The 23,359-nt window shown below is 59.1% G+C and carries 18 protein-coding genes; 15 read left to right on the top strand and 3 right to left on the bottom strand.

Annotated elements, in window-relative coordinates; all coding sequences use genetic code 11:
- Positions 1 to 156: 156 nt before the first annotated feature.
- Positions 157 to 1,662, bottom strand: a complete 1,506-nt coding sequence (locus AAF555_07990; protein MEM6911511.1) for a PAS domain S-box protein — start codon at positions 1,660 to 1,662, stop codon at positions 157 to 159.
- Positions 1,663 to 1,728: 66 nt separating this feature from the next.
- On the bottom strand, positions 1,729 to 3,576 hold the full coding sequence (locus AAF555_07985; GenBank protein ID MEM6911510.1) for a response regulator: 1,848 nt from the start codon (positions 3,574 to 3,576) through the stop codon (positions 1,729 to 1,731).
- Between the two features lie 111 nt (positions 3,577 to 3,687).
- Between AAF555_07985 and AAF555_07980 the strand changes: the two genes are divergently transcribed.
- From AAF555_07980 to AAF555_07950, 7 genes are all read left to right on the top strand, one after another.
- Positions 3,688 to 4,716: a dTDP-glucose 4,6-dehydratase gene (locus AAF555_07980; protein ID MEM6911509.1), complete on the top strand. Its 1,029-nt coding sequence runs from the start codon at positions 3,688 to 3,690 to the stop codon at positions 4,714 to 4,716.
- 52 nt (positions 4,717 to 4,768) lie between these two features.
- A complete protein-coding gene (locus tag AAF555_07975) occupies positions 4,769 to 5,926 on the top strand; it encodes an aminotransferase class V-fold PLP-dependent enzyme (GenBank protein ID MEM6911508.1) in 1,158 nt (385 codons plus the stop codon).
- Between the two features lie 78 nt (positions 5,927 to 6,004).
- Positions 6,005 to 6,454, top strand: coding sequence for an acetyl-CoA carboxylase biotin carboxyl carrier protein (accB, locus tag AAF555_07970; protein MEM6911507.1), 450 nt, complete (start codon positions 6,005 to 6,007; stop codon positions 6,452 to 6,454).
- 20 nt (positions 6,455 to 6,474) lie between these two features.
- On the top strand, positions 6,475 to 7,857 hold the full coding sequence (accC, locus tag AAF555_07965) for an acetyl-CoA carboxylase biotin carboxylase subunit (GenBank protein MEM6911506.1): 1,383 nt from the start codon (positions 6,475 to 6,477) through the stop codon (positions 7,855 to 7,857).
- A complete protein-coding gene (gene thiE, locus AAF555_07960) occupies positions 7,854 to 8,474 on the top strand; it encodes a thiamine phosphate synthase (protein ID MEM6911505.1) in 621 nt (206 codons plus the stop codon). The genes accC and thiE overlap by 4 nt, the downstream gene beginning before the upstream one ends.
- A gap of 32 nt (positions 8,475 to 8,506) precedes the next feature.
- Positions 8,507 to 9,421 (top strand): PfkB family carbohydrate kinase, encoded by a 915-nt coding sequence (locus AAF555_07955; protein MEM6911504.1) that lies wholly within the window; start codon positions 8,507 to 8,509, stop codon positions 9,419 to 9,421.
- A 79-nt stretch (positions 9,422 to 9,500) separates the two neighbouring features.
- On the top strand, positions 9,501 to 11,510 hold the full coding sequence (locus tag AAF555_07950) for a helicase C-terminal domain-containing protein (protein ID MEM6911503.1): 2,010 nt from the start codon (positions 9,501 to 9,503) through the stop codon (positions 11,508 to 11,510).
- Between the two features lie 223 nt (positions 11,511 to 11,733).
- Here AAF555_07950 and AAF555_07945 read toward each other — a convergent pair whose 3' ends face one another.
- Positions 11,734 to 12,378, bottom strand: coding sequence for a type I 3-dehydroquinate dehydratase (locus AAF555_07945; GenBank protein ID MEM6911502.1), 645 nt, complete (start codon positions 12,376 to 12,378; stop codon positions 11,734 to 11,736).
- A 113-nt stretch (positions 12,379 to 12,491) separates the two neighbouring features.
- On the opposite strand from AAF555_07945, the gene AAF555_07940 reads away from it, so the two are divergent.
- From AAF555_07940 to rho, 8 genes are all read left to right on the top strand, one after another.
- Positions 12,492 to 13,898 (top strand): sugar transferase, encoded by a 1,407-nt coding sequence (locus AAF555_07940; GenBank protein ID MEM6911501.1) that lies wholly within the window; start codon positions 12,492 to 12,494, stop codon positions 13,896 to 13,898.
- Between the two features lie 79 nt (positions 13,899 to 13,977).
- On the top strand, positions 13,978 to 14,667 hold the full coding sequence (locus AAF555_07935; GenBank protein MEM6911500.1) for an Amuc_1102 family pilus-like protein: 690 nt from the start codon (positions 13,978 to 13,980) through the stop codon (positions 14,665 to 14,667).
- Between the two features lie 58 nt (positions 14,668 to 14,725).
- A complete protein-coding gene (gene pilM, locus AAF555_07930) occupies positions 14,726 to 16,492 on the top strand; it encodes a pilus assembly protein PilM (GenBank protein MEM6911499.1) in 1,767 nt (588 codons plus the stop codon).
- 33 nt (positions 16,493 to 16,525) lie between these two features.
- Positions 16,526 to 17,401, top strand: a complete 876-nt coding sequence (locus AAF555_07925) for a hypothetical protein (GenBank protein ID MEM6911498.1) — start codon at positions 16,526 to 16,528, stop codon at positions 17,399 to 17,401.
- Between the two features lie 12 nt (positions 17,402 to 17,413).
- Positions 17,414 to 18,430, top strand: a complete 1,017-nt coding sequence (locus AAF555_07920) for an Amuc_1099 family pilus-like system protein (protein ID MEM6911497.1) — start codon at positions 17,414 to 17,416, stop codon at positions 18,428 to 18,430.
- Positions 18,431 to 18,597: 167 nt separating this feature from the next.
- Positions 18,598 to 21,303 (top strand): Amuc_1098 family type IV pilus outer membrane protein, encoded by a 2,706-nt coding sequence (locus AAF555_07915; protein MEM6911496.1) that lies wholly within the window; start codon positions 18,598 to 18,600, stop codon positions 21,301 to 21,303.
- Between the two features lie 74 nt (positions 21,304 to 21,377).
- Positions 21,378 to 21,989, top strand: a complete 612-nt coding sequence (coaE, locus tag AAF555_07910; protein ID MEM6911495.1) for a dephospho-CoA kinase — start codon at positions 21,378 to 21,380, stop codon at positions 21,987 to 21,989.
- On the top strand, positions 21,986 to 23,350 hold the full coding sequence (gene rho, locus AAF555_07905; protein MEM6911494.1) for a transcription termination factor Rho: 1,365 nt from the start codon (positions 21,986 to 21,988) through the stop codon (positions 23,348 to 23,350). The genes coaE and rho overlap by 4 nt, the downstream gene beginning before the upstream one ends.
- The last annotated feature ends 9 nt before the right edge of the window (positions 23,351 to 23,359 follow it).

The raw sequence follows: 23,359 nt of genomic DNA, 5'->3' as shown, positions 1-23,359 counted from the left end.
CGCCGAAGCTGTTGGAATGGTGTGCCTGCGTCTTTCGAGCCACCCACGCTTTGCTGCTCGGTTACGGTGCCTGCACCGCGCCCTCGTCGCGCCTTGGTCTGGCCCGAAATCCACTCGGCCATTCTACCAGACAATTCTGCAGCTTGGTATAAGCCATCAAACCGATCTGAAAGAAGGCGACTTCGGAAGGGTGAACCAGAAAGTGGAGCCTTGGCCGGGCTCGGATCGGACTCCAATCTTGCCTCCTAGGCTGCGAGCAATTTTTTCACAGAGCGCCAATCCGATGCCGGTGCCCGGGTAGGCGTCCCGACTGTGAAGCCGTTGAAAAATCTGGAAGATCTTGTCCTGCTGGGCTGGGGGGATTCCGATGCCGTTGTCCTTGACCCGGAATTCGTAGCTTTCTGGAAGCTCGGTGCAGCTTATTTCAACCAACGGATCCTGAGCGCCTACGAATTTGAGCGCATTAGAAAGGAGGTTTTGGAGGAGTTGGGTCAGGCGGGATTCATTCGAGATGATGGTTTCTGGGAGATCTTTGACCACGATTTTGGCCTTTTTCTCGGTGAGGGCGGCTTGCATGCTACGCAGGAGATGTTCCACGATGTCAGCGGTGCGCAGCGAGGTGGGCTCGGCTTCGGAACCTACCACCCGAGAGTAAGCCAGGAGATCGTTGATGAGCTGCCTCATGCGGAGGGTCGCATCGATGCTGAATTGGATGTATTCCCGGCCCTCTTCATCCAAGAGGTCTCGGTAGTCTTCGGCAAGGAGGGCAACGTAGTTGGTCACCGTCCGGAGTGGCTCCTGCAGGTCGTGAGAGGCGATGTAGGCGAATTGCTCCAGCTCGGCGTTTGAGCGCTCGAGTTCCTCCTTGTCCTGCCGCAAGCGTTCGGCCGCTACGCGCCTCTCGTGGATGCTTTCGACGACGCCGACGTAGCGAAGTGGGGTCCCGCTGTCATCAAGGAGGGGGATGGCGCGGGACCTGATCCAGATGGGTCGGCCGGTGGAGTCGAGCAAGCGGTAGTCCTGTTGGCAAGGCTCGCTGTGCTGGACGTGGTCGGCAAAGCTGGCCCCGGCTCGGGCCGCGTCAGCCGGGTGCAGGTGGTCGAACCATTTCTGACCTCGGTCGAGCGCAGAGCGGGGATGGCCAAAGATGGTTTCATGATCCCAGGAGATTTGGTCGGTGGCGGGGTCGAAGTCGAAGACGAATTGCCCGGTGGTCTCGAGGATGGTGGTGAGTTTTTTCAGGAGCGCGTTCTGCTCGCTCTGGAGTGTCTTCAGGGGGGTGATGTCGACGGTTTGCCCGAGGAGCTGTTCGGGGGTGCCTTGGTCATCGCGCAGCACGGAGCCGTGCAATCTGACCCAGACCACCTGTCCTTCTTTGTGGAGGTAGCGTTTTTCGAAGTGGTATTCTTGGATGTCGCCTGCGACCAAGTCCCTCAAGTGCTTGAGGTTGACGTCGATGTCCTCGGGGTGAGTGATCTCACGAAAGGACCGCCCGAGAAGCTCCTCTTTTCGGTAGCCCACCATCCGGCAGAGGGCGGGGTTGAGGTAGCGAAAGCGGCCTTCGAGATCGGTCAACGACATCCCGACGGGTGACTTTTCCAGGACCACTTGGAGAGTGCTGGTATCGGCCTCCAGGGAGTGGGAAGGGTCTTTTTCAGCCATGGGTTCCTTTGGAGAAGGACGAAAAGCGGGGCCCTGGAGCCGGCCCGTTCGAGCAGCGAGCAGCCTTCAATAAACCGCTGGGTGCAGGAGGGATTCGACGAGGTTGACGAATTCCCTCATTTCAAAGGGTTTCAGGATGAAATTGAATTCCTCGGGGACCTGATGGTCTGTCCGCAGGAGACGCTCTTCGTAGGCGCTCATGACGATGACCGGTGAGCCTGGGTGGCCTTCGACCAAGGCTTTGGCGAGCGCCAGCCCATTCATGTCCGGCATGACGTAGTCGGTCACCAAGAGGTCGGGCGGGGTGGCCAGGCCCTTCAGGACGGAGAGGGCCTCGGCTCCGTTGCCCGCCGAATGGATGAGGTAGCCTCTCATTTCCAACATTTTGCAAACCAGCTTGCGGACGAGGGGGTCGTCCTCGCAGACCAGGATGGAGGCCTTTTCCCCATCCGGCAGAGGGCACATCCGCGGTTCGGGAGTTTGCTTTCCAAGAAAGGGGCTTTGGATCCGGGGAAGCCAGACCCGGAAGGTCGCGCCCCGGCCTTCCTGGCTTTCGACTTCGATGAAGCCTTGGTGATCGCGCACGATGTTGTAGACCGCCGAGAGCCCCAAGCCGTGGCCGCCGGTTTTGATTTTGGTCGTGAAAAAGGCTTCAAAGACCCGAGAGCGAACTTCCTCTGCCATGCCGATCCCGGTGTCGCGATAGCTCATGCAGGTCCAGTCAGAGCGAGCGGGCACGAAGTCGGGGGCAGAGTCGGGGGGATCGAGCTGGGTGGTGAGGGTCACCGTGAGTTCCCCTTCTTGGGGCATGGCGTCGCGGGCATTGATGCAGAGATTGGCGAAGATTTGGTTGAGCGCTCCGCGGTCGATCTCGACGGAGACCGGCTCCTCGGGCCGCTCAATGCGAAAGAGGACCGAGGCTCCCAAGAGCTTGGAGTAGAGTTTGTGGTTTTGATCGAGAAACTGACAGAGGTCCACCGGCTCCTTGCGGAAGGATTGCTTAGGATTGAAGGTCATCAATTGCCGCACGAGGTTCTTCCCTCGTTCGCAGGTCTGGATGAAGTTGGAGGTGGTTTCTCTCAGGACCTCCTGGTTTTGAGGGTCCATGCGGAGAATCTCGGAACCGAGTTGGATGACCGCGAGGAGGTTGTTGAACTCGTGCGCGACGCCGGCGGAGAGCTGCCCGACGGCCTCCATTTTTTGCTTCTCGTTGATGCGGCGTTGGAGAGTTTCGCGCTCGGTGTTGTCCCGCAAGGTGACCAGCTGATGGGTTTCCTGCTGCCATTCGACCTGATCGAGGCAGTATTCGAGATGCATTTCCCGGCCGCTTTCGGAGCTGAGGTGCTGCAATCGCTTGAATTGCCGAGGGTTCTCGTCCTCAAACGGCCAGTCCCGGGTGTCTTGGGGAAGGCCGATTTTTTCGAGAAGCTGGTCGGCCGCTCGATTCGAGAAGACCAGTTGACCCTCATGATTGATGAGAAGAAGCCCTTCTCCCACGCTTTCGAGAATGGTCCCGAGGTGCCGCTTCTCGTTTTCAATGCTTTGCTTGAGTTCGTGCCGATTGACGGCGTAACGGACTGATTTTTCGAGCGAGCGAGGGGTGTAACTCCCCTTCATGATGAAGTCTTGCACCCCGCCCAAGAGGCTTTCCTGCGCCAGCTCATCGTCTGAAATCCCGGTCAGAATGATGATGGGGCTGGCAGGGAACAGCTCGAGCCCCTGGGTGACGGTCTCCTTGCCACGACTGCCGGGCAAATTGATGTCGAGAAAGACCAAGCCTGGCTGGGGCGCGGTCGGGTCCTGGTTCAAGGAGTCGGCCAACTGGATCTCCATGGCGATCCCAGTGGCCTTGAGCATCCGCTCCAAATATCTTGCATCCGCAAGATTGTCTTCAATGATCAAGACTGGGAGCATGGTGGAAGCCCCACGGGGGGACCTTCATCCTAGCAAGGCAGAGAAACTTTCGCAATAGCTGGTTGCAGAAAAGAGTGTGGAGAAAGGCAGTCGATTCATGCGGGCCAAAGAATGAGAATCTTGCTGACAGGGGGGGCTGGGTTCATCGGGAGCCATTTGCTGCAAAGGCTTTTGCGAGAGCGCGTGGCAGAGCAGGTGGTGACCCTCGATTCGCTGACTTATGCGGGAAATCGCTCACGGATCGCCTTCGCTCAGGGGGATCCGAGCCATCGATTTGTGCACGGCGATCTCACCGACGAAGCGCTCTTGGAGGAGCTTTTTGCCACCTACGATTTTGACCTCGTGCTGCATTTGGCCGCGGAGACCCACGTCGACCGCTCCTTGGAAGACCCGCGCCCTTTTTTGCGAAGCAATGTCTTGGGAGTGAGCGCGCTCCTGGAGTCAGCCCGCCGAGCGTGGCAGGGAGCGAGTCCGGCGCGCAGGTTTCTCCATGTCTCGACCGATGAGGTGTATGGAGAAGTTCCCGCGGGTCGCCCTCCAGTCGCAGAAGGCGCTCCCTACGCGCCCCGAAATCCCTACGCCGCCAGCAAAGCGGCCGGGGATCACCTGGTCCGGGCCGCCATGGAGAGCCACGGTTTCCCCGCGATCCTTACGCACGCGACCAACAATTACGGCTCGGGGCAACATGCCGAGAAGTTTCTCCCTCGTCTGATGCGGAAAGCGGCTCGGGGAGAAAATCTGCCGGTTTACGGGGAGGGGCGGGAGAGGCGTTGCTGGTTGGCGGTCGAGGATCACTGCGAGGCTTTGCTGACGATTGCCCAGGGGGGGCGGGTGGGGAGCGCCTATCACATCGCGGGAGACGACGAATGGAGCAACCGCGAGTTGGCATCAGAGGTCTTGCGGATGATGCGAGCCTTGGTTCCAGAGGCGGAGGGGGCCGAGTTGGAATTTGTGGAAAATCGGCCGGGGCATGATGCCCGCTATGCTTTGGATGATTCTCGGCTTCGCAAGGAGCTGGGCTGGAGACCGAAAGTGAAATTCGAGGATGGCTTGCGCCGGATGGCGCGGGCGGTCTTGAGGGGGCGGGCCGACTGGATTCGGGAGGACGAGAAGCGCCGGGGAGGGCCTCCGGCTAAGTAGGGTTGAGGAAGCCTTCATTGCGCCCTCCGAAGACCCGGCGGAGAGTTGGGGAATGTTGGATGCCATTCTCTCGGAGGAAGGACGCCGCTTGGAGGAATTTCCGGTGGCTCGAAAGAAGATTTTCATGGCCCACGCCGCCGTGACCATTCTGCCGCAGCGGGTGGCACGGGCCATGGCGGAGTATGCCATCGATTCGGCGGAGGATCACCAGGAGTTCGAGGGCTTCCTGCAGACGATGCAGGAGACCCGGCGGGCGGCGGCCCAGCTGATCGGCGCACAAAAAGAGGAAATCGCTCTTTTGGGGCCGACCTCCCTGGGACTGAACATTTTTTCTCAGGGGCTGGATTGGGAAGAGGGCGATGAGGTGGTCTGCTACTTCGATGACTACCCCGCGAACGTGTATCCCTGGATGGCCTTGGGGGAGCGAGGGGTGAAGGTTCGTTTTCTGGAGCCGGAAAATCCTGGGGAGATCACGCCGGAGTTGGTGGCGGCTTCCTTGACCGAGAAAACGAAATTGGTGGCGCTGGCTTCCTGCCATTTCTCGACTGGGACGCTCATCGACGTCGATGCCATCGGCCAGCTACTGCATGCGCGGGGGGTGCTTTTCTCGCTCGATGCCATTCAAACGGTGGGCGCCTTTCCCTCGAGTGTGGAGCACGTGGATTTTCTGAGCGCGGACGCTCACAAATGGATGCTGGGTCCGATGGCCATGGGAATCGTTTATGTGGCCAAGGAACACTTCGAAAAGCTGCGACCCCTCATGCTGGGGGCTTGGAATGTGAAGAGCCCGGATTTCATTGCGCAGGATCGGATCGAGTTGGTGGAGACGGCCCAGCGCTACGAGAGCGGGGTGCTGAATGCTTCGGGAATTGTGGGCATGAAGGCTGCGATCGACCTCCTAATGGAGGTGGGCATCGAGGTGATTGCCGAGCGACTGCTGCGGCTCAAGCGCTCGCTCTTGCACCACTTGGAACCGCTTGGGTTCGAGCCCTTGGGATTCCGCGATGGCGCGAGTGCGAGTGGGATCACCAGCCTCGTCCATCCCAGCGTCGATCTGCCGGCGCTTTTTCAGAAATTGGCGGCCAAGAACGTGGTGGTGTCCCAGCGGCACTTGCGGGGCGGGAAAGCCTTTTTGCGCTTCAGCCCCCATTTTTACAACACGGAGGAGGAGATCGCTCGGGCGGTGGAAGTGGTCCGCAAGTCGATCTGAACAAAGCTCTTGACGCTCGTGCCGGGGCCTCCCACTCTCCCGATGCGCGCAAGCGCGCCAACCCAATCGCGCAAAACCTTGGACCAAAAAGAACTCAAGAAGATCCTGGAGCTGATGAAGGAGTATGAGTTGACGCTCTTTCATCTCGAACAAGAGGGCGTCAATTTGAAGTTGGAAAAAGGAGGCGCGGCTCCCGTCATGATGGCCCCGCCCGCGCCGATCGCCCCCGTCGCGGCGGTGGCCGCAGCCGGCCCCGCGGCCCCTGCGGGAGAGGCAGCCCCGAGCGAACCAAGCGGCAACGACATCCCCTCTCCCATGGTGGGCACTTTCTATCGCTCGCCTTCTCCCGACGCCAAGTCTTTCGTGAAGGTCGGCGACTCCATCAGCGAGGGGCAGGTCATCTGCATCATCGAGGCCATGAAAGTCATGAATGAGATCAAGGCAGAAACCTCGGGAACCATCACCGACATCTTGGTGGAAGATGCCACGCCAGTGCAATACGGCCAGCCGCTCTTCCGCATTTCCTGACTCCTGTGCCGCGGTCGAAAATGTTCAAAAAGGTTCTCGTCGCCAATCGAGGAGAGATCGCTCTCCGCGTGATCCGGGCCTGCAAGGAATTAGGGGTCAAATCGGTGGCCGTCTATTCCGAGGCAGACGTCGATTCCATGCATGTGCAGCTGGCTGACGAAGCCATCTGCATCGGCCCCGGGCCCAGCAAGGACAGCTACTTGAAGCCCAACCGGATCATTGCCGCGGCCGAGATCGCGGACGCGGATGCCATCCACCCGGGGTATGGGTTCCTTTCGGAAAACCCGCAGTTCGCTGCCATCTGCGAGAGCTGCAAAATCAAGTTCATCGGCCCGAGTGCGGAAGTCATTACCCGCATGGGCGACAAAAACCAGGCGCGTGCCACCGCTCGTCAATTCGGCGTGCCCATCACCCCGGGCAGCGATGGCGTTCTCGGCGAGGAGGACGAGGCCTTGGCCATCGCCAAGAAAATCGGTTTCCCGATCATGATCAAGGCTTCGGCGGGCGGCGGAGGACGCGGGATGCGTCCCTGCTTCAAGGAGAGCGAGTTCATCGATCTCTTCCGGGCGGCCAGCCGAGAGGCCGCTGCTTGTTTTGGCAATGGGGACTGCTACCTCGAGAAGCTGGTGGTCAATCCCCACCACATCGAGTTCCAATTGATCGCCGATACGCATGGCAATGTCATTCAGTTAGGCGAACGCGATTGCTCTCTCCAGCGGCGGAACCAGAAAATCATCGAGGAGTGCCCCTCGCCCTTCCTCAAGCCCGAGACGCGCGAGGCCATGGCGGAGGCCACGGTCACTCTGGCCCGCAATATTGGCTATGAGAACGCGGGCACCATCGAGTATCTCGTTGATGACAAGGGCAATTTCTACTTCATGGAGATGAACACCCGCATCCAAGTGGAGCATCCCATCACCGAAGAGGTTTTCGGCTGCGATCTCATCAAGGAACAAATCCGAATCGCCGCGGGTGAGCGGGCGTCCGAGCACGTTCTCAATTCCCAACCTCGGCACCACAGCATCGAGTGCCGAATCAATGCGGAAGACCCCTACAACAATTTCGCGCCCAGCCCGGGCCACATCGGGCTCTGGTATGCGCCGGGGGGACGGGGTGTCCGGGTCGACACCCACGTTTACTCCGGCTACAACGTGCCGCCCTACTACGATTCGATGATTGCCAAGCTCATCGTGACGGGAGCGACGCGCGAGATCGCCACCTCCCGCATGTTGCGAGCGCTGGATGAATTCTACATTCACGGCATCAAGACCACCATCCCCTTTCAGGCGGCCATCCTGAAAACGTCCGATTTCGAGAAGGGGAAATACCACATCAAGTGGGTGGAGAGCTTTCTCGAAAAACACCTCAAGGAGGTGGAGAAGGAGAAGGCCAAGTCGGCATGACCGAGGCCCGCTTTTACGGCATTCTCGATCTGGGCTACGTCGAACTCTCCCAAGCCAGCCAGACCGCGCGGAGGCTTTTGGCGGCTGGCGTGGACGTGCTCCAGCTGCGAGCCAAGGCCCACCAGGCGAGCGATCTCCTGGTTCTCGCGGGTGAGCTGGGGACGGCTTGCCGCGAAGCGGGGGTGCCGTTCATCGTGAATGATTTTCCGGAGCTGGCTGCTGAGGTGGGGGCGAGCGGGGTCCATCTGGGGCAGGAGGATGGGTCTCTCGCTGAGGTCCGAGAGCGGTTCCCCGCACTCGCGATTCTCGGACGCTCCACCCACAGTTTGGAGCAGGCCTGCGCCGCCGAGAGGGAAGGAGCGGACTACATTGGCTTTGGCCCCTTGCATGCCACGCCCACCAAACCGGGCCGCGCTCCCATCGGCTTGGGAGACTTGGCAACCGTTCACCAACGGGTGCGCCTTCCCATCTTCGCGATCGGCGGGATCAAGCTGGACAATCTCTCCCAGGTAGCCGCGGCGGGAGCGAAACGAGTCGTGATTGTCTCCGAGCTCTTGCAAAGTGGCGACCCTGCCGCTTACATCGCCCAGGCCAGGGCCCGTCTCGGCCGGTCCTAAGTCCTCAACCAACCGTCATCCCACTCTGCACCATGTCTTTGCTCGTCGCCGGAACCATCGCCATCGATAACATCAAAACTCCGGTCGCGGATGAGAAGGGCTTGCTGGGCGGGTCCGCAGCCTACGCCGCCTTGAGCGCCTCCTTCTTCCACCAGCCGGTCCACTTGGTGGGGATCGTCGGGCAGGATTTTCCGGAAGCGCATCTAGAGATGCTGCAGGGGAAAGGCGTCGACCTCGGCGGCTTGGAGCGATCCTCCGGCGAGTCCTTTTTCTGGGCCGGCGAATACTTCGATAATATGAACCAGCGCAAGACCTTGGAGGTCTCGGTCAATGTCCTGGAAAGCTGGCAGCCGAAAATCCCGCCCGCTCTCCAAGCCAGCAGCCATGTGGTGCTGGCCAACATGAGTCCGGAGAATCAGATGCAAGTGCTCGACCAGTTGACCGGCGAACCCTTTGTGGTGGCCGACACCATGGACCTCTGGATGGAGATCGCCAAGGATCGCCTGCTGGATGTGCTCCAGCGGATTGATTTGCTGGTGCTCAATGACAGCGAGGCCCGCCTGCTGGCCGGCACCAACAATCTCATCGTGGCCGGCGCGCGCTTGCAAGGGATGGGTCCCGCGAAGGTCATCATCAAGTTAGGAGAACATGGCTGCTTTCTTTTCGGCGAGGGTGAGCACGAGTTCTTCTCTTGTGCCGCTTACCCGCTGAAGGGCGTGGAAGACCCGACCGGCGCGGGCGACACGTTCCTGGGTGGCCTCATCGGGCATTTGGCGGCTCAGGGCAGCCATCAGCCCAGCTTCACCGAATTGAAGCAGGCCTGCGTTCACGGGACGATCATGGCGTCCTTCACGTGCGAGGAGTTTTCGACTCGCAAGTTGGAAGAGATCGCCCTCGGCCAGGTGCAAGCTCGCCTGAATCGCTTCCGGGAATACACCGCTTTCTGAGCGGGCGGAGGAGGGGCTCGCTCCCGTCGGAAGTCCGGGCGTCTTGACGGCTGGGGCGGAGGATTTTATCGAGGAAGCCATGATTCGGGTCGAGGATGGTGGAGGCGGCGGAGCTTCGTTGATCGAGGGGGTGCGGGATTTCTTCGGGCCGGCGGGTCGCTTGGCTTCGTGGTCGGGGTATGAGCATCGCTCTCAGCAGCTCCAGCTCTCGGAGGCCATCGCGAGTGCGCTCTCCAGCGGGAGGCCACTCCTGGCCGAGGCGGGGACGGGCGTGGGAAAGTCGCTCGCTTACCTCCATCCGGCGACCCAGTTGGCGCTCGAGGGGGAGCGCAAGGCCATCGTGTCGACCCACACCATTCACTTGCAGGAGCAGCTTTTGCACAAGGATTTGCCACTCTTGGAAGAGGTCACTGGAGAGTCGGTTCGGGCGGTCTTGCTGAAGGGCAGGAGGAATTTCCTTTGTCCCAATCGTCTCAAGAATGCCGTGCGTTTGGCGGCCAGTCTCTTCACCTCTAGTGAGCAATCGGAGCTGTCTCGCATTCTCAAGTGGAGCCGTGAGACGGAGGACGGCTCCCTGAGTGATCTCCCGTTTGTGCCCTCGCCCAAGGTCTGGGGACAGGTCTGCAGCGAGGCGCATCTCTGCACCATGCGGTCCTGTGGCTATGGGGGGCGATGCTGGTTTCAGGAGATGAGGAAGCAGGTGGCGGAAGCCCAGTTGGTCATCCTCAATCACGCGCTTTTCTTCTCGCTCGTGACGGGGGGCGATGACTTGGAGCAGCCCCTTAGTGGCTACCTTTTCCCCGAGGACTTCGTGGTCTTCGATGAGGCCCACACCTTGGAGAATGTGGCGGCTTCCGCCCTGGGATTGAATCTTTCGTCCGGAGGCTTGCTGGGCGAGCTGCAGCGCCTGTTTCATCCCCGCTCTCACAAGGGGCTCTTCAAAGTGGTGGCGGATGAGGAGGGAACCGGCTTGGTGGCGACCGCCTTGCAGGCGGCTTCGGACTTCTTCGACGAGGTCACGGAGAAAGCCCGCTTGGGCGAGGGGAACGGAGGGCGGGAGCGACGGGTGCGGGAGGTCGATTGGGTCGAGAACTCCCTGGCACCACCGCTCCATGCCATTGAGGAGCGCTTGAAAGGGCACTATGAGGAGCGGACGGAAAGGGGCCTCGAGGAGAGTGGGCTGACCGCCGAGTTGGCCGAGATGGGGCGTCGCTTGCGAGAAGCCCGCTTGGGATTGGCCCATTTCTTGGACCAAGCCAGAGAGGAAGAGGTCTATTGGGTGGAGCGCTCCGGGCGGGGCGTCGCCCTCCGCTCGGCTCCGGTCAAGGTGGCCGATTCGCTGCGGCGGATGTTTTTCGCCGAAGATCGACCAGCCTGCGTCTTCACGAGCGCCACCCTCTCGGCCGGGGAGGCGGGGCTGGGCTACTTTCGCCGACGGGTGGGTGGCGAGCAGGCGGATGCGCTTCGGGTCGAGAGTCCCTTCGATTACGCCAAGCAGATGCGACTTTCGGTGGTCAAGTCGATGCCCCCTCCGGACGAGCCCAGCTACGAAGCCAAGCTCCGGGAGTGGATCCAACACTTCCTGAAAGAGTCCCGGGGGCGTGCCTTCGTGCTGTTTACAAGCTACCGGCAGTTGGAGAAAACGGCCGCTTCGCTCGAGGCCTGGATCGAGAGCCAAGGCTGGATTCCCCTGCGGCAAGGGGCCTCGGGTTCACGCCGACAGTTGCTCGAACGTTTCCGGAAAGAGGAGAGCTGCGTGCTTTTTGGGACGGATAGTTTCTGGACCGGGGTGGATATCCCGGGCGAGAAACTCTCCAATGTGATGGTGGTCCGGCTGCCGTTCGCCGTTCCGGACCACCCGCTGGTCGAGTCACGCATCGAAGCGATCGAGGCCGAGGGCGGCAATGGCTTTCGCGACTACTCGCTCCCGGAAGCGGTCTTGAAATTGCGCCAAGGAGTGGGTCGCTTGATTCGCTCGACCTCGGACACCGGGATGGTGGCCATTTTGGACTCTCGCGTGGTGAGCAAGTTTTATGGGAAACGCTTTTTGGAGGCCTTGCCGAAGACGAAGGTCCATCTGGTGGGGTAATACCAACCTCCAGAATTCACTGGCAGAATGGAGGGGAGGTGTTGAGGGGAAGAGGCGCTGAAGCGCGTGGAAGGGAGGGCCGGAGTCTTTCGAGCCAGCCCTGCGTTTCTCCTCGGTTACGGTGCCTGCACCGCGCCCTCGTCGCGCCTTGGTCTGGCTCGAAATCCACTCGGCCATTCTACCAGCCAATTCTGCAGCTTGGTATAAGGGGACGGCCCGGGCTTCAGGTTTCGCGTTTCAGGGTGGCGAGGAGGCGGTGGAGTTCGGCAGCTGGGAGCTGGCCGGGGGCGTTCGGTCGGTTGAGGTAGCCGTAGTTGAGAACACTTCCGGCCTGGCCCAGGACGACCCGGGAAATCGGCCCGAGGGGTCCCATGCCCATGAGGGCTAGGGGGAGGGGGCTAGTTTGGAGGAGTTCGACGAGATCGGCGAGCTGGTAGTGGTTTTTTGGCGTGACCGCGAACTTGGCCAGGTCGAAGCCCCGTTCCCTCGCTTGCTCGATTTTTTCTTGTAGCTGATCGATGGCTGGCATGCCTTCGAAGTCGTGAAAGGAGGCGATGGCGATGAAGTCAGCCCGTCTCGGATGCTGGAGGACTTCCGGATGCCGCTCCCCTCGCGCGAGCTCGACGTCGAAGAGATCGGCCAGGCGGAGGCAGCCTTGGACCCTTTCCCGACGATCCTGATCGGTGAGGGCCGGGTTGCCGCCTTCACTGGGATGGCGAACGGTCGCCAAAAGCGGTCTCGGTGCGCTGGGAATAGGGGAGGGCAGGAAATCGGCGCGAAGCTCGAGAAAGTCGAAAGGCACGCTTTCTTTGGCCGAGGACAACTCTTTCAGCCGGGCCAGGCAGGCGGCGCTGTGAGCGGTGGCCACCACAGAGCCTTGCGAGGGGATCTTCTGAGACGAATTTTCTGGCTTCCTGCTCATCTCTGGAAAAGAGTGCGCCTCCCTGTTCCTAAGAGGATGGGGCATTTGAGGCAGCGACCATGCTCGGACGGCAACAAGAGATCAATCTCCAAATCAATCAGCTGATGGATGGCGCCCTTATCGCGCTGGCATTCTTCACCTGCTACTTCCTGCGCGCGGCCTTGCCTGAATGGTTTGATTCCATCCTTTCTTTCAATGTCCGACCGGTGCCTCCGCTGCGGGAATTGATGTGGATTCCGGCCATCACCGTGCCCTTCACGCCCCTCGTTTTGGAGCTGTATGGCTACTACCGAGACCCTCTCCAGAAGGATTCCGTCCGCTCCTTGCGGCAGATGACCCAGGCGCTGCTGGTGATGTCCGCCATTGTGGGCGCTTGTGTCATTTTTTTGAAGTGGGCTCCCGAAAGTCGCTCCGTGCTGCTGCTGTTCATTCCCACGGCCGGTCTGCTGCTTTTGGCCAAGGAAGAACTGGTGAAGCGTTCGGTGATTCGGCGGCTGCGAGATTCGAATCAAAAGGAGCGGCTGCTCCTGGTGGGCACGGAGGACGATGTCGCTCGCTTGGAGAAGAAGCTCGATGCAGTTCAGATGCAGATCGCGGAGGTGGTAGAGCGCTTCGATATTTCTGAGCGACCCCTGGAGGAGTTTTTGAAGCTGCTCCACGAGCACTCGGTCCAGCGAGTGGTCTTCGCACCCGCCCATTTGAACTTCGCCCAGATCGAGCAAGCCATTTTGGCTTGCGAGGACGAGGGCGTGGAGTCCTGGGTCTCGGCGGATTTCATCAATACCAGCCTGGCCGAGGCGCGGTTTGATACCTTTGGCGGTCGGCCCATGATTGTCTTCCGCACCACGCCCGAGACCTCTTGGGCCCTCCTGCTGAAGGAATTTCTGGATCGATCCGGGGCGGCCCTCGTCCTCCTTCTGAGCTTCCCCCTTTGGGCGCTTGCAATCGTCGGGATCAAACTGTCTTCACCCGGTCCGGTTTTTTTTCACCAAATGCGGGGGGGGCGACACGGAAAACCGTTCACCATTCTTAAATTCCGGACCATGAGTGTGGACGCCGAGGAGAAGAAGCGGGAGCTTTTGCAGGCCAATGAGATGTCGGGCCCCGTTTTCAAGCTCGAGAAGGACCCGCGGGTTTTTCCGTTTGGCGCCTTTCTTCGTCGGTTCAGCATCGACGAGCTGCCGCAGCTCCTGAACGTGGTCCGCGGAGAGATGAGTCTGGTGGGGCCGCGCCCGCTGCCCGTCTACGAAGTCGAGCAAATCGAAAATTCCTCCCATCGCCGAAGACTGAGCATGAAACCTGGCATCACTTGCATTTGGCAGGTCAGCGGGCGCAATCAGATTAGCGACTTTGAGGACTGGGTCCGGCTCGACCTCCAATACATCGACAACTGGTCGATCTGGCTCGATCTCAAGATCCTCCTGCAAACTCTGCCCGTGGTCCTCTTTGGCTCAGGCGCGAGGTAGCCTCCGGCTCCGCGGAAGAAATTTACGCAAAGAGCAGTTTGACGATTGTCAGGGACGCTGTTTGACTCCCTACCCGATCATGACCCCCTCAGTTCGTTTTCCCTTTTCTGGAAGGGGCCGCTTGGCCGCGGCCTGTGTCGCCTGGGCATTTTGCCAAGCCGGGCCTCTCGCCGCACAGGAGGCAAACGCGGCCATCGCCGCGAAAATCGATAGCGTCGAGATTCTGGAAGCGCGCACGCCTGAGTATGAAGGCGGGACCATCACCCGGCGGGATTCGGGAACACGGGAGTGGGTTTTGATTGAGTCCGAATTGGAAATTCGCTCGGCCGACCGGGAAAACCGCTCGCCCTTTCATCCGAGTTTGCAGGTCAACTTCCACGTGGCTCTCGAAAAAAATTCGGAGACTGGAAAAATCGCGGTCCTTTCCGGGGAGGTCGATTATGTCAATGTGCGCTTTGGCGAAACCATCCGAGTGGGGGCCTTCATTTCGCCCAACGACCTTGAATTGATGTCGGGCGACCGGGATCCCGGGAAGAAGGTGGTCAATTGGTATGCGATCGAAGTGGTCTCGGAGGGGACCATCTTGGACATGGCGGGCGAGGGCGGTCCCAAGCGCCTGCGCAAAGAAGATCCTGAGAGCCACTGGTGGAAGGTGGACAGTCCGCTCATTGAGAAGTTCACGGTCATTCGAGCGAGAAAAGACACGCCCTTCGCCCCCATGTGGTGGGATTACTACGCAGAGGAAGCTGGCTCGGGAGGAGCCGAGTAAATTGTCAAAAAGGGCCCCGGATCCTCAAACACTGGTCACAAAATCTAGGTAAGAACACATGGCATCGAAGAAAGCGGTCTACACCCTCAGCTTGGGCTCCCAGGTGGTCAGCATGGCCAAATTCCTGCCCGCGAAGAAAGGGCTCATCCTGGCGGGCTACCAAGAATCGGAATTGGCTCCCGACCCCGCTTCCGAGGCCGCCCGCATGGCTCAGACCCGATTGGCCGTGCAAGAGCTGACCGAAGGCCTGAAAGCCAAAGGGCAAGAGGTCTATCTCGTGATTGGTGGGCAGATCCCGCTCATCAAATTCGTCAAGCTGCCTCCGATCGGCGACGATCAAGCGGAGGAGATTGTCGAATTTGAAGCCCAACAGAACATTCCCTTCCCCTTGGAAGAAGTGGCTTGGGGTTATCATATCTTGGAGCGCTCCGCCGGTGGGCAGCAGGAAGCCATGCTGGTCGCGATCAAGCACGATCAGCTGAGCGAACTCAATGAAGCGGTGGAAGACGCAGGCCTCGTCACGGAGATGGCGCAGTCCTCCGCCCAAGCTCTCTACAACGCCTACCGTTTCAGCCATCCCGCCGAGCAAGAGCCGGTGTTGTTGGTGGAGATCGGCGCGCGTGCCACCAACTTGATCTATGCCCAAGGGGACTCCGTCTTCGCCCGCACGACGACCTTTTCTGGAGGGAGTGTCACGGCGGCCATTGCCAAGGAGCTCGATCTCTCCGTGGCCGAGGCCGAGGCTCTCAAGGTCTCTCAAGGAATGGTTTCTCTAGGAGGGGCCTATGAAGAACCAAATGATCCACAGGTGGCCGCCATGGCCAAGATCATCCGCAATGCGATGGGTCGTCTCCAAGCAGAAATCACGCGAACCAATAATCACTACCGCGGCCAACAAGGCGGGGCGCTGCCCGCCAAGATCATTCTCTGTGGTGGGGGCGTGGCCTTGCCCTACACGGCGGAGTTCCTGCAGGAAAAGTCTGGCCTGCCGGTGGAGTTCTCGAACTCCCTCCAAGCGGTCAGTTTAGGCAAGGGAGTCCAGGCCGACCTCATTAGCTCCAAAGCCCACTTGCTGGGAGATCACGTGGGCTTGGCTCTGGCCGCTCAGGGCAAGGGCTCCATCAAGATCGCTCTTCTTCCCCAGAAAGTGGAGGCCAGGAAAGACTTGGCCAAGCGCAAACCGAACCTCATCGCAGCTCTTGTTTGCTTGGTCGTGCTCTTTGGGTCTGTGGCAGCCTACCACTTGAATGCCGCCCGCATTTATAAAGAGGCGACCGCTGAAATGGACGCGCCCTTGTCCGAGCTGCGGCGCTATGACCGCAGCATCAATCAGGTGGAGAGAAGGATCGATGATCTCTCCAAGGTTCAGGGGGAATACACCTCGCTCACCAACGCCCGCACCCAGTGGATCGAAATCCTGAGCGCCTTGCAAGATCTCTTCGCCGATCCTTCTCAATGGACGGTTGATTTCGCTCCCGTAATCGATGGAAGCCCCGTCTTGGATGCGCTCGGAGATGGGGTCGAGTTCGCCGAAGCCGCGCAGCCGGAAGGAGGACCGCCCCCGGGTCAATTTGGGCCCCCAGCCGAACCCCAGATTGCCAGCATCCGGATCGTGGGCCTGTACCGCGAAAACGAGCAGTCCCAAGCGCTTATCGATTCCCTGGTGGAAAAACTCCAAGGGTCCGAGGTTTTCGCCATTTCTGAATTCACTCCAGAGGATTTGAGAAACCGAGTCATTCTGCGGCTTGATGTTCCATCGGACGAAGCCTTTGCCTCGATGTTCCAACTAGACCTGCCTCTGGCCAAGCCGATTTCTCTCAACTGAAGCCTACCCACCGATTTGAAAGAGAACAAATTTTTGACTGTCTACCTGATCCTTCTGGGATTGGTCCTAGCCGGTGGGGTCTATGGATGGCTCCAAACCAGCAGCCAACACAAGGAAGCGCAGGAGCTCTATGAAAGAGAGCTTTCCAGCAAAACCCGCTTAGAACGTGGCAAGCCTTTTCCGAATCAGGAAAACCTGGATGAGATGGAAGAGAGCGCCCAGGAATACGCCAAGGTAGTAGAAGAACTCAAGGCGGTGGTTTCAGACTACCAGCCCCCGGTCTACGATGTCTTGCTGTCCCAATTTCAGAGCCGATTGAGAGGCTTGGTCGAAGGAAGCGTCGCGGAGCTGGAAGCAGCCGGAGTGTCGCTCGAAGAGGTCGAGTCTTTCTACTACGGGATGGACAAATACCAAAGCGTGGCGCCGACCCAAGAGGCGGTTCCCTTCTTGCTCTACCAAGCAGAGGCCATTCAGGAAGTGCTCGCCACTTTGGCGGGCAACCAAATCTCCGAGCTCCTCTCATTTAGCCGAGAAGAGATCCCTCCCGAAAAGGGGCGCGGTTTCGGTGAAGCCCCCCAGTATGGCGATGAGGATTTCGATGAACGAGCCCTCCCATCAGAAGACACGATTTCGCAATCCATGCCCTTTCAGATGGCCTTCCAAGGGTCGGAGGCAGCGCTTCAGGGGGTGCTGAACGATCTCGCGAGTTCGCCGAATTACTTTTTTGTGGTCCGGGCGCTCCGCATTGAGAATGCCGAGAAGGAAGGGCCCAAGACAGAGGATGCGAAACTGAGCACCCGGGAAGGGGAGGATCGTCGCGGCAAGATTCTGCTCGGCAACGAAGAGGTGATTGCCTCGCTCCTGATTGATCTCGTGTTCTTCCCCGAAGAAGAAACCAGCGAAAACTGATTGGCAACTGCGATGGATCTCAAGAAAACTTACGACAAGCTCTCCTTAGGCATCGCGCTCGTGGCGCTTTTGGTGGTGGGAGGACTGCTGGCCAAAAATACCCTCGCCTTTGGGGAGCGTTTGGGAGGCCGTGCGGTCTCGCCCAGCGATGAAATGCCGCCCATCCCCATCCAAGAGACCAAAGACACCATCCAGAGCGTGCAGGCCCCCTCACAATGGTCGTGGTCGGAGCAGGATGAGATGGAGCTCTATCTGTTCAGCTCTCAGCGGGTCATGGTGGATGCGGGAGGTTCTCTCAAGGTCCTTGTGCCCAGTTCTTTCCCGATTGCCGGCGAGTCGATTCCCCTGAGCTGGTTTGAGGCAAATCAGCTCGATTTTCTCGAGGGGTCCATCCTGCAAGAAGACTTGGATGGGGATGGGTTCACCAACCAGGAAGAGTTCCTCGGTCAGACGGACCCTCGTGACGAGACCAGCCATCCACCGAACTGGGAAAAGCTGGTTTTGGAAAAGGTCGTCCGTCCGAATCTTTCCTTGGAGCTGGCCTCCATTGCCGGGAGCATCTTCCAATTCAAAGCGGAGGTCTGGTTCCAGCGGAATCCCGTTACCGGATTTTTAAAGCCGGGAGATACCTTTCCGCGACGCGGTCAACAGGCTGCTTGGAAGTTTGTTCCCGAGTGGACTTTCGTGAAGGTCGAGAAGGAGATCTTTGACGGCCAGGAGCAAGACGTCGCGACTCTTGAGCGAATCTTTCCGGCCGATTACCCGGAAGGGGCCTTTCCTCGGCACGCAGAGCTCAAGCTGCCCAAGGGCCAAAAAGTGGCCGCTTCTCCCGAATTTGCCGTCTTTCAGTATCTCATTGATGGCCAGGAAATCGGACCCATTGCCGAAGGGCAGACTTTCACCATCCCGATGGAAAACAGCCCCACCTTCCTCCTGAAAAAAATCACTCCCGAAGGGGCTGAGCTGGCCTTCGACAACCCAGAAACGGGAGAGTCGGCTGAGTTCGTGGTGCTCCCCGCCCAGGGCTGACCCGAAGCGCACTCCACGTTTTCTCCTTTTCCTTTCCCCAGAACCCCAGCATTCTAAGCCGCCCGTCCTTCCTCGAAATTTCTCCGCCCCTTCTCTATTTTTTGTTGCCTCGCCATTCCTGAGGCTCTACCCAAACCGACTTCACATCAACCGCATACCACCTCGGCATGACCAAATCCCTCCCCCCCACTGCTTTCAAAGTCATTCGTTTCGGGTCGCTCACCTCTCTCGCCATGGCGCTCTTCGCAGGATCGCTTGCGAGTGCTGGAGAGAGTGACTACTCCGGAAAGTCCGGTTACTCTGGAAAAAATGGCTCGCCTGGCAGCGCCATTGCGGAGCGAGCCCGGGCCCAGAAGCAGGCTCGTCTTCGGGAGGCAGAAGAGCTCCGCGCCGAAGGGATCCGAGCCTACAATGACGGCAATTGTGAGCTGGCTTTTGCCAAGCTGGGAGAGGCCTTGGAAGTCCTTCCTCAAGCCCCCGCTACCGACAAATTGCGCAGCAAGATCGTCGATGAATACAGCAAGGCTGGAATTTGTTATGCCCAAGAGCTGGCAGACGCCTATCGTTACGCTGAGGCCAAGTCCGTTTTGAACGATGTCTTGGCAGCCGACCCGGACAACGAGAAAGCCAAGAAGCTCTTATCGGATTTAGACGACCCCGAAAGATACCCCGTGGCGGCTACCCCGCAGCTGGGAGAGGACATCGCAGAGGTGAACCGCCTCCTCAACCTGGCCTACAGTCACTATGAACTAGGGGAGTATGACAAAGCGGAGGACGTTTACAACTCGGTGCTCCGGATCGATCCTTACAACAAAGCGGCCCGCAACGGCCTGGAGCGAGTCGAAACCATCCGCTCAGATTACTACCAATCTGCCTACGACCATACCCGGGCTCGCATGCTGCGAATGGTCGACGAGGGATGGGAGACGAGTGTTCCCCTGGCTACCGATTTGGGCTTGGGAGTGGACCCAGGACTTGACCCTGCCTCGGATGGACGGGCTTACATCGAGACCAAGCTCAAAGAAATCAATCTGCCCGTCGTTTCCTTCATCGATACCCCAGTGGATGAGGCGCTTGAATTTCTGAGGCTCCAAAGCATCGAGAATGACACTTTGGAAAGTGATCCCACCAAGAAAGGGGTCAATTTCATTCTCCAGTTGCCCAGCGGCGGAGGGGCGGCAGCCGCCCCCAGTGGCGGTGGGGACGACCTGGGCTTGGGCGGCCTGGGTGGAGATTTCGGCGGCTTGGGCGGCGGCGGCAACGTTGGCAACTCCATTCCGACCGTCAGCATCAATCAACTTCGGAATGTGCCGCTCATTGAAGCCCTCCGCTATGTCTGCGAAGGGGCTGGCTTGAAATACAAGATCGAGCCCTTCGCCGTGGTGGTGGTGCCCCAGAGCGATACCAGTGGGGACATGTATCAAAAGGTCTTCCGCGTTCCACCTGACTTTTTGGAATCAATCGCGGCCTCCGGCGGAGGTGGTTCGAGTGGGGGAGCTTTTGACCCCTTTGCCGCTGGCGGCGGCGACTCTGGCGGAGGAATCGAAGCTCGGCCGAACGCGAGGGAGGCACTCAGTCAAGCCGGTGTTCCCTTTGGGGATGGGTCCAGTGCTGTCTTCAATCCAGGCAACTCCACTTTAACGGTTCGTAATACCCAAGCCGCCATGGAGTTAATCGAAATCTTGGTGGACAGTGTCCGGCTGAAAGCACCCAACCAAGTGGCCATCTCCTCCAAGTTCATCGAGGTCCAACAGGAAGATGAAAACGAGCTGGGGTTCAACTGGCTTCTGGGAAGCTTTGGAGTCGGTCCATTTGGAGTGGCCGAAGACGGCATTCAGATCAGCGGGGGCACGGAAGGAACGGGCGTGCCGCTCCTCAACGGTGATCAAAGTAGTAATTTCCCGACGGTCACAGGACTTGGCCAGACCAATCCAGTGACCTCAGGACTTCGGTCTGGCGACTTTGGCATTTCGCGAGGAGCGCTCGATGCCGTCCTGGGAGGTTCTGCTTCCGCCGCAGCCATCCAAACAGCCGCTCCAGGCTTGCTCTCTCTCACGGGGATCTTCACGGATCCTCAATTCCAACTGGTCATCCGCGCCCTCGACCAGAAGAAAGGAACCGATTTCATGTCGGCACCCAGCGTCACGACCAAGAGTGGCCAACGAGCTAAAATCGAGGTCATTCGGGAATTCTGGTATCCTTCGGAATATGACCCACCTGAACTTCCCGACCGAGTTGGTTTGACTGGAACGGAGACGTTGGTGACAGATCCCATCACGGGGCTCGTTACTGGCAACGCCTCGAGCTCTGGATTCCCGGTGACACCGGCTAACCCCACTGCCTTTGTGAACAAGAACATCGGAGTGACCCTGGAAGTGGATCCGGTGGTGGGAGGCAATGGCTACACCATCGATCTCAACCTCGCTCCTGAAGTGATTGAATTCGATGGCTTCATTAACTACGGCACCCCCATTTCTGCTCCCGGAACGGACGTTTTTGGAAACTCGACCTCCACCATCATCACCGAAAACCGCATTCTTCAACCTGTCTTCGGGACTCGTAGAGTGCAGACTTCAGTGACCGTTTGGGACGGCCAGACGGTCGGGATCGGGGGCTTAATCCGTGAAGACGTCCAAAAAGTGGAGGACAAGGTGCCGGTGCTGGGAGATGTCCCGATTCTGGGTCGCCTCTTCCGCAGCCGGGTCGAAAACAAACTCCGCCGAAACCTCATGATCTTCGTGACGGCCGAGTTGATTGATCCCTCTGGCAGACCTGTCAATGAAACGAGTGCGGCCGTCGATAGCGGCCTCAATGGTCTGGGCGGTCCAGCGGCCAGTGCACTTCTACCATCTGTTCCCACAAGCGGCTTTTGATAGTAGATTAAGAGGAAGGACTCGATCATTTTGACGGGCGGGGCAGATTGCCCCGCCCGTTTGTTTTCAAGTAAATGCCTGAAGGAAACGAGGTTTGGGTTTTGACCGGAGGAGTGGCCTCCGGGAAGTCTTCTTTCCTGGAGCGATTGAAAAGGCGCAGGCCTGAACTAGGGGTCTTTCTAGCGGACGAGAACGCCCGCCAGTGGCTTGAGTCGCCTTCCCTGCGGAAAGAGATTGAGGCGGTTTTTGAGGGAGAAGAGGTCTTTGAGAGTGGGGTTCCCAAGCGAGAACGGATCCGTGAACTCATCTTTGGCGATCCCAAGCGGCGAGGCCGCCTAGAAGCGATTTTGCATCCCCGCGTAATTGAGGATTGCAAAAAAGCCATCGAAGGCTACTTAGCCTCCCAAGCTAGCTCGCCGTTTCTGGCGGATATCCCGCTTTACTATGAGGCGGCTATTCACCTCCCCGGCGTCAAAGTGGTCGTGGTCGCCGCATCGCCCTCCACCCAGATTCTCCGTCTCCAGGGCCGGGGAATCCCGGAAGACATCGCTGGCTTGATCTTGGACTCCCAGTTTCCTTTTACAAAAAAGGTCAAGGCCGCCCACCGGGTGATTTGGAACGACGGGACGACGAGGCAACTTGACCGACAAGCGGAGCTATTTTTCAGAAACGATCCTTCATCATGAGCGAGCCAAAAGATCCTGCGCCGAGCAGCCCTCTTCCATCGGAAGAAGGCACCCAAGCGGTGGCGGTGGAGAGCAAAGAGCCAGAGAACGACCGGCCACCTCTTCCCGAGCTGGTCAGTATCAATGAGCTGCACGCGCGTCCGGCCGCAGAGCTCCTCCAGCTAGCCGTCGAGCTCAATCTCCGACTCAATGGGAGAGGCAAGCACCAACTGATCCATCAGTTAGCCAGCTTTTACGTCCGGAATGATGTCCGGGTGGAAGCCGAAGGCTTGCTCGATCTTCAAAAGGAGAACTTTGGTTACCTCCGTTATCCCGAGTTCAGTCTCAAGCCGCTTCCGGACGACATTTACGTCCATACTAGCTTGGTGCGCGAATTTGGACTGCGCTATGGCAGTCGCCTCAAGGTGGTGCTTCGTAAGCCACGCAATCGTGATAAATTCATACCAGCTGAGACCGTCCTCGAAATCGAGGGCAGCGCCGTGGAGGGCCATGCTCCCAGCAGACCTTTCGAAAAGCTGACCGCCCTGTTTCCTGATCAGCGACTGATATTGGAAAATCGCGCCGTGCCCACCATTGCTCCTCGTTTGGTCGATTTGGTCGCTCCGCTCGGCATGGGACAGCGCGGCTTGATTGCTGCGCCACCTCGGGGAGGCAAGACGATCCTGCTGAAGGAGATCGCTCGGTCTCTTCACGAGAATTACCCGGAAGTGGAACTGATAGTTCTTTTGTTGGACGAACGTCCTGAGGAGGTGACCGATTTTCAAGAAGCGGTCGATGCTCAGGTCTTCAGCTCCACCTTTGATGAATCTCCCAAGCGCCACATCCAGTTAGCTGAGTTGGTGAGCGAACGGGCCAAGCGATTGGTCGAGCAGAAAAAGGATGTGGTTCTCCTGCTGGACAGTCTGACCCGTCTGGCGCGTGGGTTCAATGCTCTCCAAGGCGGCAAAGGTGGCACCATGTCAGGTGGCATCCATCGCAAAGCCCTGGAGAAGCCGAGGCGATTCTTTGGGTCGGCTCGCAATGTGGAAGAAGGCGGCAGCCTCACGATTCTGGCCACGGCCCTCATCGAGACCGAGTCCAAGATGGATCAGGTCATCTTCGAGGAGTTCAAAGGCACGGGGAATATGGAGCTGCATTTGGATCGGGAGTTCGCCGAGCAGCGGATGTTCCCGGCCATCCATCTCCCGAAGTCGGGGACGCGGAACGACGACCGTCTTTATCACCCGGACGAGTTCCAGCGCATCACCCTCCTGCGAAAGCAGCTCGCGCAACTGCCCCCCATCGAAGCTTTGGAGAAAATCAGCCACAAGATCGCCAACACCACTTCCAACGCGGAAATCCTCATGGGTGGGACCCGCTGAATCTGGTTT

This window comes from Verrucomicrobiota bacterium, assembly GCA_039027815.1.
Classification (GTDB): domain Bacteria; phylum Verrucomicrobiota; class Verrucomicrobiia; order Verrucomicrobiales; family JBCCJK01; genus JBCCJK01.
Note: the sequence above shows the minus strand (reverse complement) of the source record. Positions and strands in the feature narration are given on the sequence as shown.